The following is a 15,047-nucleotide window of genomic DNA, read 5'->3' as shown; positions in this document are numbered from 1 at the left end:
CAGACGGCGCTCCGCGTCCAGCAAAGGGTTCGTCAGCCGGGTCGATGACAACTGACGGTGTCTTCTGGTGGGGCATCGGTCTGGTCCGTCAGCTCCCCCCGCCGCCGCTTGCGCGGCGGCGGTCCACCAGCACGGGCCGTTCCGGCAGTGTCAGCGTCACCGTCGCACCGACCGGTAGCGTGGTCATGGCGTGTGTGGGCACGTCGGCCGACACCTCGGCGCCGTTGGCCAGCCGCACGGTCAACCGCGAGGCCGCGCCCAGGAACGCCGCGCCCGTAATCCGGGACGTACCGTTCTTGTCCGCCGTGACCTCGACTGCCTCCGGCCTTACCAGTACGTCCACTTCACCGGCGCCGCCGACGCCCTCGGTGCCCAGCAGCCTCCCGTTGACCGGCAGCCTGCGGCCGAGCACGTGCACGGTCCCGTCGTCCGTCCCGGTCCGGGCAGGGATCCGGCTCATCACCCCCACGAACTCGGCAACGAACGCGGTCGCGGGGCGTTCGTACAGCTCCGCCGAAGGCGCGCACTGCTCCAGTCGCCCGGCACGCATTACTGCGACCCGGTCAGCCATGGAGAGGGCTTCCTCCTGGTCGTGTGTCACGAAAAGGGTCGTGATGCCCAGCTTCCGCTGGAGGCGGCGGATCTCCTCGCGCAGCGTCAGCCGTACCTGTGCGTCGAGCGCCGACAGCGGCTCGTCGAGCAGCAGCACGCGTGGCTGCAGTGCCAGAGCCCGCGCCAGCGCGATCCGCTGCTGCTGGCCTCCGGACAGTTGATGCGGAAAGCGGCCGGCGTGCTGCGGCAGTCCGACCAGATCGAGAAGTTCGGCGGCGCGAGCCCGCCGCTCGGCTTTGCGGCTGCCGCTCATCCGCAGCCCGAAGGCGACGTTGTCGAGGGCGGTCAGGTGCGGAAAGAGGCTGTAGGACTGGAACACCATGCCCGCGTCGCGGCGGTGCGCGGGAACACCCGTGATGTCCTCGCCGTCCACGAGCACCTCGCCCGAGTCGGGCCGCTCGAATCCGGCGAGGGTGCGCAGTGCGGTGGTCTTGCCGCAACCGGACGGGCCGAGCAGCGCCACGAGTTCACCCGGCTCGACCGTCAGGTCCAGGCCGTCCAGCGCGGTCGTGGCGCCGAAGGAGCGGCGCAGCCCGCGGAACTCGACGGTGGCACCGGTCCGCGTCGGGCTCATGGTTTTGAGGTCGCTTACCAGGTCGGTCATGGGTTCTCCTTGGGATGACGAGCGCGTCCGGCAGTGGCGACGATCAACAGCAGCGCCCAGGTGACGAGCAGGCCCATCACCGACACGGCCACGGACATCTGCGCCTGCGAGCCGCTGATGGCGAGGATCCACACGGCGAACGGCTGGTAGCCGAGGATCGCGGCGACGGTGTACTCCCCGAGCACCAGCGCCAGGGTCAGGAACGCTGTGTTGAGCAGCGCCCCGCGCAGGTTGGGCAGCACCACCTGCAGGAGGGTGCGCGGCCATGGAGCCCGGCAGGCCCGGGCGGCCTCGACAAGCATGCGCAGGTCGATGGCTGCGATCCCGGCGTCGAGTGTGCGGTACGCCAGCGGCAGTGCCATCAGCGTGTACGCGAGTACCAGGACGAAGGGGAAGTTCTGATCCTGGATGGCTACCAGGGCCTGGAAGACCGGGGTGCCGGCGAAGTGGTCGGGTCCCCAGCGCAGCACCGCGCTGATTCCGGCGACAAGGGCGACAGCGGGTACGACCAGCGGCAGCATGCACACGATCTCGACGAGTGTGCGCAGGCGTGGTGCGGCCAGTCGTACGGTGACCAGGGCAGGCACGAGCAGCCCCAGCACAAGCGCGATGGTGGCGGCGGCCAGTTTCAGAGTCAGCGTCAGACTGTCGGTGAAGCCGTTGGCGCTGAAGATGCCGGTGTAGGCCCCGAAGTCGATGCTCCGGCCCGGGATGCCGGCGCCGATGCTGAAGGCGACGGCGCAGGCGATCGGGACGAGGAAGTACGCACCGGTGAGCAGCAGTACGGCGGCGCGCCCATACTGGGGTTTGCTCAGGCGAGCCATCGTGTGCTCCTGCGCTGCAGCGGCAGCTGAATGGCCATGACGAGCCCTGCCACCAGCACCATGTCGACACCGAGTGCGAGCGCGACATTGCCCTGGCCGACCAGGACGTCGCCGGACAACGCGTCCGCGATCTGCATGGTGACCAGCGGTACCGAGCTGCCGACCATCGCGGCGGCGGTCGCATAGGCGCTGAACGCGCTGCCGAACAGCAATACGTAGCCGCCGAGGAGTGATGGTGTGAGGACGGGCAGCGCGACATGTGTCCAGTACTGGAAGGCGTTCGCACCGTTGTTGCGGGCGGCCTCCTGCCATTGCCGCCGCAGCCCCTCCAGAGCTGGGGTGAGCGTGAGCACCATGAGCGGGATCAGGAAGTAGAGGTAGACCAAGGTCAGGCCCCAGAAGCCGTACAGGCTCCAGCCATGGCTGAGCAGGTGGAAGCGGCTCGTCAGCACGCCGGCGTTGCCGAGCGTCGCCACGAAGGCGAATGCGAGCGGCACACCGCCGAAGTTCGCCAGCACGCCCGACGCTGCCAGCACCGCCTCTCGCAGGGCGCGGAATCGCGAGGTCACGATCACGTGGGCGATCGGCAGGCCGACGGCGGTGGCGATCAGCGCGGAGACGGCGGAGAGCTTGACGCTGCCGATCAGCGCGGTCAGATAGGTGCCGTGCAGCGAGGCGCTGATGTTCGCGCCGGTGAGACGGGCCCCGCCCGGCTCGGTCCCGGGTGTGGTGAACGCGCCGAACACCATCGTCCCGAAAGCCAGGCCGAACACCACGGCGGCGAATACGAGCAGCGGCAGGACACCGAGCCAACCGGCCAGGCGCGGAAGGCGTCGCCGCCGGCCGGCCCCGAGGCCTGCGCTACGGCCGGCGGAACGGGCCCGGCTGTCGCCGCCGGCCACCGTCTGGATGGCACTCATCCGGCGACCGCCTGGGCCCAGCCCTGGGCGACGTCCTGCTTGGCCTTGCTGATCTGGCCCTCGGTCGGGAAGGCGCCCGCACCGTTGCCGGGTACCGGCGGGAGTTTGGCCGCGGAGGCCGTGTCGAGAGTTCCAGCCTGCTTCATCGAGGGCATCAACACCGGGCGGGAGTAGCCCTTGAGCCACAGGTTCTGACCCTCGGGGCTGTACAGGAACTCCTGCCACAGGCGGGCAGCGGCCGGGTGCGGTGCCCACTTCACAATCGCCTGCGCGTAATAACTGGCGTACACGCCGTCCACCGGGATGCTGACCTTCCAGTCGACGCCATTGCCGCGGAACTGATCCGCGTACCCGGCGTTGAGGTAGTCCCAGGTGATGCTGATCGGCGTCTCGCCCTTCTGAATGGTCGCAGGGCTCGACTCGACAGGGTTGAAGTTGCCGGCCTTCTTCAGGCGGGCGAAGAAGTCCAGGCCGGGCTTGACGTTGTCGTAGGAGCCCTTGCCGGCGAGTGCCGAGGCGTACACGGCGCCGAATGCCGAGGCGGACTTCGTCGGGTTGCCGGTCAGCGCGACCTGGCCCTTGTACTGCGGATCGAGCAGCTCGGCGAAGGTCTTCGGGCACTTCTTGACGCGGGCCGCGTCACAACCGATGGAGATATAGCCGCCGAAGTCGTTGTACCACCGGGCCTGGGGGTCCTTCTGCGTCTTCGGAATCTGATCGAACGCACTGACCTGGTACGGCGCCAGGAGGTTCTGCCCGGCCGCGCTCATGGCGAAGGCACTGCCCACGTCGATGACGTCCGGAGAGCGGTCCTGGCCCTTGCGGGAGGTGACCGCGCTGATCTCGTCCTGGCTGGAACCGCCGGGGTTCTCGACCTCGACCTTGATCCCGTACTTCTTCTCGAAGGTGTCGATGATCTCGCCGTAGTTCGCCCAGTCGCGAGGAAGGGCGATGGCGTTCAACTTGCCCTCCTTCTTCGCGGCTGAGACAAGGGCGTCCATGCCGCCGAACTCCTCTGCCGAGGTCGCGGCCCTGCTGCCGCCACCACCCCCAGCGCTGCTGGACGAGCTGCAGGCAGTGAGTCCGACCGCGGCCATGACGACGGAGCAGGCAAGGCTCACCGTGCGAACGTGCAGTTTCACAAGGTTCTCCAGGTGGAGTGAAGTTGGCTGTACAACTTGGGCCATTACCGCGAGGGAGGGTGTCCAGGAGGTGAACACCAGCACGCGAAGGGGCGAGCTTCACGGGAAGAGGTTGTACGCCGGCCGGGCGGCTGGAACCTGCCTGGCAGACGGCTGCGACCAGCGGATAAGGTCATCCGGAGCAGCGGGAGGCGGTTGATGGCGAAGGGGGGCGGCATGGCAGGCGCAGACGGTCGGGCAGCCGGGGCCAGGTACCGGCAGTTGGCAGCCGACTTGCGGGAAGCCATAGCCTCGGGGGCCTACGGGGCCGGCGGCCGTCTGCCCAGTGAGGAGAAACTCGCCCAGCAGTACGACGTGTCCCGCGGCACCGTTCGCCAGGCGCTGTCGGTACTGCGCGCCAACGGCCTGGTCACGTCCCGACGTGGTACGCGACGCGTCGTACTCGGCACCGCACGCACTCAGAGCTTCTTCGAGCTGCTGAGTTTCACCCGCTGGGCACGATCGATCGGAGAGGAACCGGGCGGCCGCACGATCGATGCCGAATGCCGTCCCGCCGGCCCGTTGGAGTGTGAACAACTCGCTCTCGAACCAGGGTCGCAGATATACCGGGTACTGCGGCTGCGGACGCTGTCACGTGTGCCGATCATGATCGAACGCAGTATTTACCCTGAGCGTATCGGCGCCATGATCGCCGGCCTGGAACCCGATGCCGTCTCGCACACCGAGCCACTGGCGGACCTCGGAGTGGTGTTCGCTGACGCCGAACACACCATTGACCTCGTCTACGCCGACGCGGAGGACGCGCGTCGGCTCGGCTGCGCGGCCGGCGGGCCGTTGATACGGGAGCGGCGGCGTGTGACAGATCCGGCGGGCACACCATTGGCGTGGTCGGAGGACCGCTTTCTGCCGGGCACGGTGGCATTCACGGTGCATAACTCGGTAGCCACGACAGCGCTTTCGCGCCGCCGTGGCTGACCAGGCCGAGGCGCTGCACATCGGTACGGGGAATTCCCGCCACCGTCCCTTCACCTGGCCGGTCGCAGCGAGCAGCAGGATGTTGCCGAAGGCGTTTGGTTGCGCTCCGTAGCGCTCTCGCACCACCTTCAGCTGCGCCTCGTCGTGGCTGTACCTCCGTTTCCCGCTCAGCTTCCGCACCCCGAGCGGAGCGGGCTCAGCCCTCCCGCACGGCGGCGGTACGGTGCGCGCGGGCCACACGTGCCAGGCCGGTTGCGACTCCCGCACCCACCAGCGCGAGTGCGGCCATCAGGACGAACACCAGGTGGTATCCCGCCGCACCTGGGTTGGCATCGAGGATCGCGCCGTACACGAGGAAGGCGAACATTCCGGGGGCGTAACCGACGAGGCAGGCGATGCCGAACGCGGTGCCGCTGACCTGGTTGGGGATGCCGACCTCGTCCATGGGCGCCCAGAACACACCGCGCATCGTGAAGATGATCAGTGAGAACAGCAGGCAGGCGGCCATCGCGGGGACCCGGTTCTGCCCACCGGCCGGCAGCAGCAGGATGATCACTGTGATGGGGATCAGGCACACGAACGCGAGCCGGAGGTACCTGCTGGCCCCCTGGAAAACCTTGTCGACGAGTACCCCGCCGAGCGGGCCGCCGAGGATCTTGAGGCCGTACTGGTTGATGATGCCGTAGGCGCCGGCGAGGGCGGCCGGCAGCCCGTACACATACGTGAGGTAGGGGATGAAGTACGTCAGACCGCAGTACACGACGTACACCATGAACACAGTTGCACTGACCCACCACAGCTGCGGCAGCCGGGCGGCATGCAGGATCTCGCTCAGACCGACACGCTTCTTCTTCGGCGCATCCACGGCGGACTCGGGGCCCTGGTCACGCAGCAGGAAGAACAGGAGCACGCCGACGGCGATGTCAATCAGCGCGTAGAAGGAGATCGCGGCACGGAAGCCGGCGGCGCCCGAGCCGAGCAGGGCGAAGACACCGAGCGCCGAGAAGGCAACCAGTGTGTCGACGACGCCGCGACCGCCCTCGAAGAAGCCGAACAGCCGCCCCTGTTCTTCCGGCCCGCCCAGGCGCCGGACACTCTTGAGCAGTGCCGGCCAGATCAGGCAGTCGGAGCAGACTGCCAGCACCGCGAAGATCGGCACCAACTGCCCGTACCCGGGGAACGTGCTCATATAGAGCCCGAGCCCGCCCGCGCCGATCAGCCCGAGTGGAATCAGGATGCGGGTCGAGAACCGGTCGGCCAGGTACCCTCCGACCACGAACAGCGCTGTCGCGACGATCGAGTTCACGCTCAGTAGCGCACCGATCTCGGTGTTGCTCAGCCCCAACTGCTGCTGCATCGGGACGTAGAAGACGTCCTTGATGTTGGCGAGCTTGTAGATGGTGCCGCCCGCCATCACGAGGACCGCGAAGCGCGTCCCCTTGGCCCTGTCGAACCCGGTCTTGACCGGCGCGGCCTTCATCATGATGTTCGTCATTGCGCACCTGCCTGGGCGCCAGCGTCGGCGGCGGCCAGGCGAGCCGCAGCGAGTTCGCGCATCCGGGCGAGCAGCCCGCGCACGTGGACGACCTGGTCGACGGCCCAGCCGGGCTCGGCGGCGAGCAGGCCGCGCAGCTCCCATCCTTCGGGAAGGCCCGTGGTGCTCAGCTCCCGGTAGGGGATGAAGGGATCGTCGCCTTCGCTGTGATGGCGGAAGGCGGGCGCGTAGTACAGGTTCTCCTGTTCGAGCGCGAAGGTGATGACCTGCGGCTCGCCGTCGCCGAGCATGAGCAGGTCGAACAACATCCGCGCCCCCGGCAGATCGTCCTCCGGGCTGCCCTGCAGCACGCCGCGGTGGCCGAACCCGTCGCCCTGGGGAAGGACGTGCACCCCCTTCAGGTGCGCTTGCAGGATATGCGGCGCCAGCTGGGCCAGGGCATCCATCGGCTGTTCACACGCGTTGATCATGTTGCCGAAGTCGAACATGACGTGCAGACGGGGGTGGCCGACGGTGCGCAGCAGCTGAGCGATCTCGCCGGAGCGCAGTTCTTCGTGTTGCTCGAACGAGAAGTGCAGGCCGTGGATGTCGGCGAGGTCGCCGAGGCGGCGCAGGTCGTCCTCGATGCGCGACAGCACCTGCGACAGCTGCCCTTCGTAACGGGAGTAGACGCGAATGTGCTCGACGCCGAGGACGCCGGCGATTCGGACGGCCTCGTCCACGGGCTCACGCTCGGTCGTGCTGATCTCGATGTGCAAGGCCATGCCGTAGCCGCGGGCACGGGCGGCGAAGGCCCGAAGCCGGTCGTCGTTCATTCGGCTCAGGCTGCGCTCCTCGCCGTCGAGGACATGGATGCAGACGCCGGCCAGATCGTGCTCCCGGGCGAAGTCGAGGACGTCGTCGGGGCCGTAGGTGCCGAAGGTGAGGTTGGTGAGCAGGGCGTACGAGTGACCGAAGAGCCGGATCTGGTCGATCCGGTCGATCAGCACCCGCGCGCGCTCGGCCGTCAGGCCGGGGATCTGCTCGATCTCGGCTGCGGTGAGGTTCGGACTCAGGAGTGCTCGGAACTGCGCATCGAGGTGGGGCATCGTTGTCTCCTTGGAAAGCGGGTCGCGACTGTGCGTCGCCGCCACCTCTTCTTCCTAACAACGCAATGGATGGTGCGTTAGAGCCATTGACAGCCCAGTTCTGCGGACCAATTCGGCGGGCCCGCCTCTCGGGCTACACCTCGGCAGCTCCGCCGGGTTCGAGCCGCTCGAACGCCTCTGCCATCCGCGCCACGGCACGCGCCATGTGCTCGGCTGCGGTGCCCGCGAACCCGATCAGCAGCGCGGGCGGCAGCCGGCGCTGCACGCGATACTCCCCCAGGGGGTACGTGAAGACGCCCTGCCGGGCGAGACCGCGCGCGCAGTCGATGTCGTTGACGGATTCCTCAAGCCACCCCATCACGTGGAGCCCGGCGGCGACCGGCCTCGCCGTCAGCCGGCGCGCAAGCTGCGCGTCGAGCTGTTCGAGCAGGGCGTCCTGGCGGGCGGCATACAGCCGGCGCGTGCGCCGCAGGTGGGTGTGCAGGTGCCCTTCGGCGAGGAAGTCGGCGAGCGCCGCCTGCATCACGGTCGCGGGGGTGCGGCCGATCACCGAGCAGGCCGACGTGAACGGCTCGACGAGGTCGTGGGGCAGCACGGCGTAGCCCAGTCGCAGCGATGGCGCCAGCACCTTGCTGAACGTGCCGACGTAGATGACGCGTCGCGCTTGGTCGAGTCCGAAGAGCGGGGGCAGCAGCGTGCCGTGATAGCGAAGCTCACTGTCGCAGTCGTCCTCGACGATCCAACGCCCGTGCGCCTGCGCCCACGCGATCCACTCCCCGCGCCGCGCCGGACTCATGACCGTGCCCAGGGGATGCTGCCGGGACGGCGTGAGGTAGGCGAGGCGTGCAGATGGGTCGCCCCCTGCCGCCACCGCGCCCGCGTCGTCGACTGGAACGCCGTGGACACGGCATCCCTGCGATTGGAACGCGAGCCTTCCGGAGATGTGGCCGGGGTCTTCGACGAGCACCGTGTCGGCAGGGTCGAGCAGCAGCACCGCCAGGACATTGAAGGCCTGTTGTGCCCCGGAGGTCACCACGATCTGCTCGGCGCCGCAGCCGAGGCCCCGCACGTCGTTGAGGTAGTCGGCGATCGCCTGGCGCAGTGGCTCGTACCCGCGCGGGTCGCCGTACCCGATGGCGGCTGCGTCGGTGCGCGCTGCGTGCCGGGTCAGCAGCCGCCGCCACACGCCGGCAGGGAACGCGGATGCCGCGACCTGGCTGGGGACGAACGACTCGGTGTCTTTCGGATCCCACCAGTGCGGCGCCTCGCTGAACAGGCTGGCACCGCGTGCCGACGTCGCTGCGCCGCGCTCGGACAGCTGCGGGCGCGCAACAGGCGCCGGTGCCATCGCGGCCGTCCAGAGTGCGTCCACATACGTGCCGTCCCCCTGGCGTGCACGCAGGAACCCCTCGGCTGTGAGCTGCTCGAACGCGGTGACCACGGTCAGCCGCGAGACGCCGAGCTCGGCGACGAGCGTCCGCGTCGAGGGCAATCGGGTTTCCGGCGGCAGGGTGCCGTCGAGGATGAGTCCCCGCAGATGCCGATACAGCTGCAGGTGCAGCGGCAGGGCGCTACCGCGGTCGAGCTTGACCGCGGCCAGCATCCGGCCCCCGGCACCTTTCATGATGCGCGGGCGCGCCGGTGGGTCTGGCATGCCCTCATCCTAGCTAGCTAGTGCGCTGCGTCAGGCAACGGTACGTGATACGCGGCGCGTGCAAGCGTCGGCACCTGCTCGCCGAAGCAGCCCGTCGCCGCCTCGCCCACGCCCTGCGGGGCCGCCCCCACCAGCCCGGCCTGGAAACGAACAGATCGTGCAGGCCGTCGCCGACGACCGCTGTACCCGCGCGACACGGAGGACCGGGCCTTGGTGCGTCCGCCGGCCCGCGCCCGCATGGGCCCGTCTTGCCGTCGGCGCGCCGACGGCCCGGGGCCATGCGGTGCGGCGCTCGGACCGCCTGGGCTCCCGGACCCGGCCGCACATCGTCGTCGTGCCCGCCGCCCCGAGGTCCCGCCCGCGGCCGTCCCGTACGGACCGGAAGGCGAGCCGCGGCCCGGAGCAGGCGACCGATGTCGCCATGATGGAGCAGACCCGCCGGGCGTTCGAGGCCGTCGCCGCCAAGACGGCCGCCAAGCTCCTGGACGGCATCCGGGACCGCGCCGTCGCTCACGGTCCCCGACCACGGCCCGCCCCGGCGACGGCCCCGCCGCCGCTTCGCCTCCGGACAGTCGCGCCGGGCCCTTGTTCGTGTGCGTGGCCGCCTGCGTCAGCGGCGGCAAGCTGGTCGTCGGCGTCCCTCGCCTGGGCCCGTCGCCGCTGCCGGAGCCGCCCCATGCACGGGGGCGGGTGCGGACCTGCCGCGGGCGCCACCGACGGCGGTGCCGCCCGTTCTTTTGAACATCGAATCCGACCGTGATGGACGCCTGCCGGCTTGCTCCGGCTGCAGCACGGGCACTCATCGACGCCGCCATCGATGCCCGCCGACTGGGCCTCGGCCCGGCTCTGCCGCCCACTTTGCTGGAGGTCGCCGCAGGCGGCTATCTCGCGGACACCCAGTGGAACCAGCTATCGGACAACTGGTTCGAGGAGGCCCTTGCCAATGCCGCCCGCCCCGTACGGGGCGCTCGGGGCGCACTGACCCGTGTACGTTCCCGTCACGGCGAGGGCTCGCCTGCCCATCCCCGCTACCGGCTCACCGACTATCTCGAGCAGCACGTGGCCGGTGCCGACCTTCGACGCGGCTCTGCGGCACTACTGGGAGCACATACACCCCGGTGAGCCACTGGACGAATACATCCGGCGCACTGGGCTGGCCGGGAAGTTCGCGAACATGCTGCCCGGACAGTTGCAGGCCGGGGTGGGGGGAAATGGCCGCCGCCCTGGCGCTGCCGCGGCTGGTCGGCTCGGCGGCCGGACAGCTCACCTCGGCGCTCGTCCAAGCGCTGCGCGAACGTCAGGAACGGGCATCGGGCCCGGAAAGGTCAGCCTGCGTTGTCGGTACGACGCCCCACGAGCTCGGTGAGCAGCTCGATGATCTGGGCCTGGTTCCGGTCGATCTTCTTGTCGAGAGCCTCGACCTTCTGGTCCAGGTTTCCGATCTGCAGGCGCACCGCGGTCAGGTCGGACTTGATGATCCCGAACTCGCGGTCGTGCTTCCCCGCGACCTCTTCGAAACGCCGGGTCAGGGCAGCAAGCTCGCTCTGGGCGATGGGGTCCTCGGGCACGCGGAACGCTCCTGCCGGGTCATGAAAAGCAACAGACATCAGGAGCATCACGATATCGCGCCCGCCCGGTAGGGAGGCCATGACGAAGATCCCGGCACCTAGGACCGAACCGCTGCCGAGCTGAAACCTCAACGTGCCAGGGCGACACCCTGCGCGTCAGCGCCGTTTCGCCTGTGGGGCAGTCCCCGCCCAGCCGCACATCCGCAAGACGTTCCCAGAGCCCCCGAAACAGTCGGCCGCGGCGTCCTCAGCTGCCCTTGGCGAGGGCGTCGGCGAGCTGATCGTGGGTCATTCCGGAGCGCCCTTTGACTCCAGCCTTGGTGGCCTTCTCGTACTTGGTCAGCGACTGTAGCGACCCAATGTCCGAGGCCTTGGTGTGCTTCTTCGCGGCAGGCTTCCCGCGCCCTGTCTTGTCGGAGGTGTCGGCTTTCTCTCCCGTGTCCTTCGGGCTGCGGGCCCGCTCGACGCTGGCGCGCAGGGCCTCCATCAGGTCCACCGCACCGGTGGGCTTCGCAGCCGGCTCGGCCTTCTCCACGGCCTCGCCGACGGCCTTGGCCTCGATCAGCGCCTCTACCTTCTCCTGGAAGGTGTCGTGGAAGTCTTCCGGGTCCCAGTCGGTGGTGAGGGCGTCGATGAGCTGGTGGGTCATCTTCACCTCGGCGGCGGTCGGCTCCGTCTTGTCCGGCAGGTCGGGGACCTCCTGGTGGGGGTCTCGGATCTCGTCCGCCCAGTGCAGGGTGTGCAGGGTCAGCAGGTCGTCCTCGGCCTTCAGAGCGACGAGGTACTCGCGCCCGCGCATCACGAAGGTTGCGATGCCTGCTTTGTTCGACTCCGCCAGGGCCCGCTGGAGCAGGGCCTATACCTTGCCGTACTGCTCGCCCCGTGGCCCGAGGTAGTACGTCTCGTCGAAGAAGATTGGTTCCACACTGCGTCGAGATCGACGAATTCCGATACCTCCAGGGCCTTGGACCGCCCCGGCGCGATGTCGTCGACTTCCTTGGGCTCGACGATCACGTACTCGCTGCCGGTGTCGTAGCCCTTGACGATCTCGTCCAGGTGCACCTCATCACCGTTGCGCTCGTTGACGCGCCGGTTGCGGATCCGGTCTGCAGTGCCGCGCTGGAGCTGGTGGAAGCGGATCGTATGGCTGTCGGTCGCGGTGTACAGGGCGACTGGCAACGAAACAAGCCCGAAGGAGACGATCCCCGTCCATACGGGTCTGGCCATCCTGGTCACCACCTCGACCTGCGATGCCGTGCTCCTTGTCTCCTTCCCCGCCGGACACCTGATCACCCTGGGGCTCGGCTGCCGACGTGGGTCCGGCCTGCGCCGCTCGCGAGCCTTGGCCATACCCCGGATCAGTGTTCCGGACCGGAACGTAGTGCCCCGTCCTTCGCCGAGCTGGCCTCCTCCCCGATCCACAGCCGGCCATCCCCCTGCCGGATGGAGAAGAAAGGGCAGCCGAGCGCGGCCAGCACACCGGCGGCGGCCAGGACACACCGGAAGCCGGACGAGGACGAGGTCCCCGAAAGCTGTTCCGGCGGCGGTGGCCGGGTCAGTCGTGCGGTGGCCGGTCGGTGAGGTGGTGGTCGGCCAGGCTCAGCACCTCGTCGACGACCCGGCGCAGGTGTCCGTCGGCCAGGGCGTAGATGACTCGGCGGCCTTCTTTGCGGGTGGTGACCAGTCCGCTCAGCCTCAGGCGGGCCAAGTGCTGGCTGACGGCCGGGCGCTGGGCGCCGCACCGCTCGGTCAGCGTGGTCACGTCCGCCTCCTGCTGGGTGAGGGCGTGCAGCAGAACCAAGCGGGTTCGGTCGCCCAGCAGGGCGAGGATTTCCGCGGCGAGGGCGAACTGTTCCTCGGCAGGGCGGTGCGGGTGCGCATCGTGCGCAGTTGATAGGTGCAAGCGTGCGCTCATACGCACATAATGGGGGTTGGTGCTGCCCGTGTCCAACGGCGGCAGCCTCGTCCTGCCCGCACACTGCCGAGGAGGAGCCCTTGAGTCACGACCACGACCATCCGTACAAGGAACCGGGGCGCTCAGGTCTTCACGGCCACCAGGGCACCGGGCGGTTCGCCCGGCTGCGACGCCGGGCTGGGCATCTGCTGGTGCCGCATTCGCACGAGGCCGTCGATAAGTTGGACTCGGCGCTGGAGTCCTCCGCCCGCGGCGTGAGGGCGCTGTGGATCTCCCTGGCTGTCCTCGGCGTCACCGCTCTCGCGCAAGCGGTGATCGTCGTCATCTCCGGGTCGGTGGCACTGCTGGGCGACACCGTGCACAACGCCGCTGACGCGCTCACCGCCGTACCGCTCGGCATCGCCTTCGTCCTCGGCCGACGGGCCGCGACCCGCCGCTTTACCTACGGCTACGGCCGGGCCGAGGACCTGGCGGGCGTTGCCATCCTCGCCACCATCGCCGCCTCAGCGCTCTTCGCCGCCTGGACGGCCATCGACCGGCTGCTCAACCCGCGCGAGATGACGCACTTGTGGGTGGTGGCTGCCGCCGCGGTGGTCGGATTCCTGGGCAACGAGTGGGTGGCCCGCTACCGCATCCGCGTCGGCCGTGAGATCGGCTCGGCCGCCCTTGTGGCCGACGGGCTGCACGCCCGCACCGACGGCTACGCCTCCCTCGCCGTCCTCCTCGGCGCCGGCGGCGCCGCACTGGGCTGGCAGCTCGCCGACCCGGTGGTGGGATTGCTGATCACCGCAGCGATCCTGCTGGTCCTGCGCGACGCCGCCCGGGAGGTCTTCCAACGCGTCATGGACGCCGTCGACCCCGCCCTCGTCGACGCGGCCGAGACGGCCCTGCACGCCGTGCCCGGAGTCCGCGGGACGGGACAGCTCCGGCTGCGCTGGATCGGGCACCGCCTCCGCGCGGAGGCGGACATCATCATCGAGGGCACCCAGAGCGTCCGGGACGGACACGCCATCGCCGTCGAAGCCGAACACGCCCTCCTCCACGCCGTTCCCAAGCTGACCGCCGCCGTGATCCACGCCGACGTCCAGCCTGTGACCGGGGAGCGCGACCCTCACCACGCCCTGGCCCACCATGCCCACGCCTGAAGCGCCAGCCGAAGAGGAGCACTCCCCCACATGAGTCAGACAGCCCTGCGTTTCTCCCAGTTCACCGCCCGCGAGGAAGTCCTTCCCCATCTGCGGACGGAGCTGGCCGAGTGCTGGATGGAGGTGACCAACGCGGGCGGCGCGGCTGGATTCCCTTTCCCGCCCGTCACCGCCTGCGAAGTCACATCCGCCCTCGACACCCTCCTCGACAGCCTCGCCCCGGGCACCAGCCGGCTGATCATCGCCCACCTCGACGGCGAGCTGGCCGGATGGCTCGCCGTGCGCCGCGACCCCTGGGCACTCATCTCCCACTGGGGCACCCTCCACCATGTCCAGACGCGGACCACCGTGCGCGGCTTGGGCGTCGGTGCCGCTCTCGTCGAAGAAGCCCGAAGGATCGCGCGCGACGACATGCACCTCGAACAACTTCACCTGGCCGCGCGCGGGGGCGCCGGCCTGGAGACGTTCTACGCAAAGCTGGGCTGGAAAGAGATAGGCCGCTGGCCCGGTGCCCTCCGCCTCGCAGACGGCGAGGACCGCGACGAGATCCTCATGCTCCTCGCCCCGCTGTAGACCCCACTCCGGCAGGCGACACCTCAGTGCCGGGTCACGCACGCCGACGCGTCCCCGTCCTTGAGGAACCCGGTGTCATCGATGACCAGCGCGGTGGGGTTGACGACCGGCTGCATACGCCAGGCCAGACGGGCCCGCACATGCGCCGCATCCCACGGGCTGGAGGTGACGAAGTGGGCCAGCGCCTGCCGGTTCCCGTCTTCGCCCAAGCGGGCGGCCATCGGCTCCACCGACTTGCGCCCGCCGTCCAGCAGCAGGCCCCGCAGACAGACCCCGCCCCACCGTCGCTGATCCGCCCGCGCGAACGGCTCGAACATCTCCGCCGCGAAGTCCTCCAGATCACACCGGACCGCAGCCAACTCCTCACCCAGCTCACCCGATCAACGACACGACCGATCAAGAAGACACGCCATCACGGACCACACATGACCAAGCCCTACTAGGGAGCGTATTTGGTTGTGATCAAGGGGCTGCTCGTGTGAGGTCCTTGACCCAGATCATCGAGGCGCGGAGGTGGAGGCCGGCGAGGTAG

At 69.2% G+C, this 15,047-nt stretch carries 15 protein-coding genes and 1 pseudogene; 4 read left to right on the top strand and 12 right to left on the bottom strand.

All coding sequences use genetic code 11. From position 1 onward, the window contains the following. Window positions 1–88 precede the first annotated feature (88 nt). From ACIRJP_RS38325 to ACIRJP_RS38310, 4 genes are read right to left on the bottom strand one after another with little or no spacing between them, the layout of a single operon-like run. On the bottom strand, window positions 89–1,216 hold the full coding sequence (locus ACIRJP_RS38325; protein WP_404184976.1) for an ABC transporter ATP-binding protein: 1,128 nt from the start codon (window positions 1,214–1,216) through the stop codon (window positions 89–91). After that, entirely contained in the window at window positions 1,213–2,040 is an 828-nt protein-coding gene (locus ACIRJP_RS38320) for an ABC transporter permease (protein ID WP_404184973.1), read from the bottom strand. Before ACIRJP_RS38320 ends, ACIRJP_RS38325 begins: the two co-directional genes overlap by 4 nt. Next, window positions 2,028–2,960 (bottom strand): ABC transporter permease, encoded by a 933-nt coding sequence (locus tag ACIRJP_RS38315; protein WP_404184970.1) that lies wholly within the window; start codon window positions 2,958–2,960, stop codon window positions 2,028–2,030. Before ACIRJP_RS38315 ends, ACIRJP_RS38320 begins: the two co-directional genes overlap by 13 nt. Further along, window positions 2,957–4,057 (bottom strand): ABC transporter substrate-binding protein, encoded by a 1,101-nt coding sequence (locus tag ACIRJP_RS38310; RefSeq protein ID WP_404185010.1) that lies wholly within the window; start codon window positions 4,055–4,057, stop codon window positions 2,957–2,959. The genes ACIRJP_RS38315 and ACIRJP_RS38310 overlap by 4 nt, the downstream gene beginning before the upstream one ends. Window positions 4,058–4,318: 261 nt before the next feature. On the opposite strand from ACIRJP_RS38310, the gene ACIRJP_RS38305 reads away from it, so the two are divergent. Continuing rightward, window positions 4,319–5,077 carry a GntR family transcriptional regulator gene (locus tag ACIRJP_RS38305; RefSeq protein ID WP_404184967.1) on the top strand — a complete coding sequence of 253 codons (759 nt, stop codon included), beginning with the start codon at window positions 4,319–4,321 and terminating at the stop codon, window positions 5,075–5,077. A gap of 196 nt (window positions 5,078–5,273) precedes the next feature. Here the strand turns inward: ACIRJP_RS38305 and ACIRJP_RS38300 are convergent, their stop codons facing one another. From ACIRJP_RS38300 to ACIRJP_RS38290, 3 genes are all read right to left on the bottom strand, one after another. Then, window positions 5,274–6,572 (bottom strand): nitrate/nitrite transporter, encoded by a 1,299-nt coding sequence (locus tag ACIRJP_RS38300; RefSeq protein WP_404184964.1) that lies wholly within the window; start codon window positions 6,570–6,572, stop codon window positions 5,274–5,276. Beyond that, a complete protein-coding gene (locus ACIRJP_RS38295) occupies window positions 6,569–7,660 on the bottom strand; it encodes a sugar phosphate isomerase/epimerase family protein (RefSeq protein ID WP_404184961.1) in 1,092 nt (363 codons plus the stop codon). The genes ACIRJP_RS38300 and ACIRJP_RS38295 overlap by 4 nt, the downstream gene beginning before the upstream one ends. 133 nt (window positions 7,661–7,793) lie before the next feature. Beyond that, window positions 7,794–9,263 (bottom strand): PLP-dependent aminotransferase family protein, encoded by a 1,470-nt coding sequence (locus ACIRJP_RS38290; RefSeq protein WP_404184958.1) that lies wholly within the window; start codon window positions 9,261–9,263, stop codon window positions 7,794–7,796. Window positions 9,264–10,070: 807 nt separating this feature from the next. Between ACIRJP_RS38290 and ACIRJP_RS38285 the strand changes: the two genes are divergently transcribed. Beyond that, window positions 10,071–10,436: a hypothetical protein gene (locus ACIRJP_RS38285; protein ID WP_404184955.1), complete on the top strand. Its 366-nt coding sequence runs from the start codon at window positions 10,071–10,073 to the stop codon at window positions 10,434–10,436. A 203-nt stretch (window positions 10,437–10,639) separates the two neighbouring features. Here ACIRJP_RS38285 and ACIRJP_RS38280 read toward each other — a convergent pair whose 3' ends face one another. The 4 genes from ACIRJP_RS38280 to ACIRJP_RS38265 all read right to left on the bottom strand — a co-directional run bounded on the left by ACIRJP_RS38280 (window position 10,640) and on the right by ACIRJP_RS38265 (window position 12,797). Continuing rightward, window positions 10,640–10,882 carry a hypothetical protein gene (locus ACIRJP_RS38280; RefSeq protein ID WP_404184952.1) on the bottom strand — a complete coding sequence of 81 codons (243 nt, stop codon included), beginning with the start codon at window positions 10,880–10,882 and terminating at the stop codon, window positions 10,640–10,642. Window positions 10,883–11,129: 247 nt separating this feature from the next. Then, window positions 11,130–11,681 carry a hypothetical protein gene (locus ACIRJP_RS38275; protein WP_404185007.1) on the bottom strand — a complete coding sequence of 184 codons (552 nt, stop codon included), beginning with the start codon at window positions 11,679–11,681 and terminating at the stop codon, window positions 11,130–11,132. Beyond that, window positions 11,681–12,109 carry a Ku protein gene (locus ACIRJP_RS38270; RefSeq protein ID WP_404184949.1) on the bottom strand — a complete coding sequence of 143 codons (429 nt, stop codon included), beginning with the start codon at window positions 12,107–12,109 and terminating at the stop codon, window positions 11,681–11,683. Before ACIRJP_RS38270 ends, ACIRJP_RS38275 begins: the two co-directional genes overlap by 1 nt. 328 nt (window positions 12,110–12,437) lie before the next feature. After that, window positions 12,438–12,797, bottom strand: a complete 360-nt coding sequence (locus tag ACIRJP_RS38265; protein WP_404184946.1) for an ArsR/SmtB family transcription factor — start codon at window positions 12,795–12,797, stop codon at window positions 12,438–12,440. Window positions 12,798–12,877: 80 nt separating this feature from the next. Here ACIRJP_RS38265 and ACIRJP_RS38260 point away from each other — a divergent pair, with 80 nt between their 5' ends. Both ACIRJP_RS38260 and ACIRJP_RS38255 read left to right on the top strand, forming a co-directional pair. Beyond that, the gene (locus tag ACIRJP_RS38260) at window positions 12,878–13,942 is read left to right on the top strand and encodes a cation diffusion facilitator family transporter (protein ID WP_404184943.1); all 1,065 of its coding nucleotides are present in this window, start codon (window positions 12,878–12,880) and stop codon (window positions 13,940–13,942) included. Between the two features lie 30 nt (window positions 13,943–13,972). Further along, a complete protein-coding gene (locus ACIRJP_RS38255; protein WP_404184940.1) occupies window positions 13,973–14,515 on the top strand; it encodes a GNAT family N-acetyltransferase in 543 nt (180 codons plus the stop codon). 29 nt (window positions 14,516–14,544) lie between these two features. Here ACIRJP_RS38255 and ACIRJP_RS38250 read toward each other — a convergent pair. Then, a pseudogene (locus ACIRJP_RS38250) lies at window positions 14,545–14,832 on the bottom strand (transposase); the annotation flags it as partial. Window positions 14,833–15,047 lie beyond the last annotated feature (215 nt).

This window comes from Streptomyces sp. NPDC102437, from assembly GCF_044765565.1.
Classification (GTDB): Bacteria; Actinomycetota; Actinomycetes; order Streptomycetales; family Streptomycetaceae; genus Streptomyces.
Note: the sequence above shows the minus strand (reverse complement) of the source record. Positions and strands in the feature narration are given on the sequence as shown.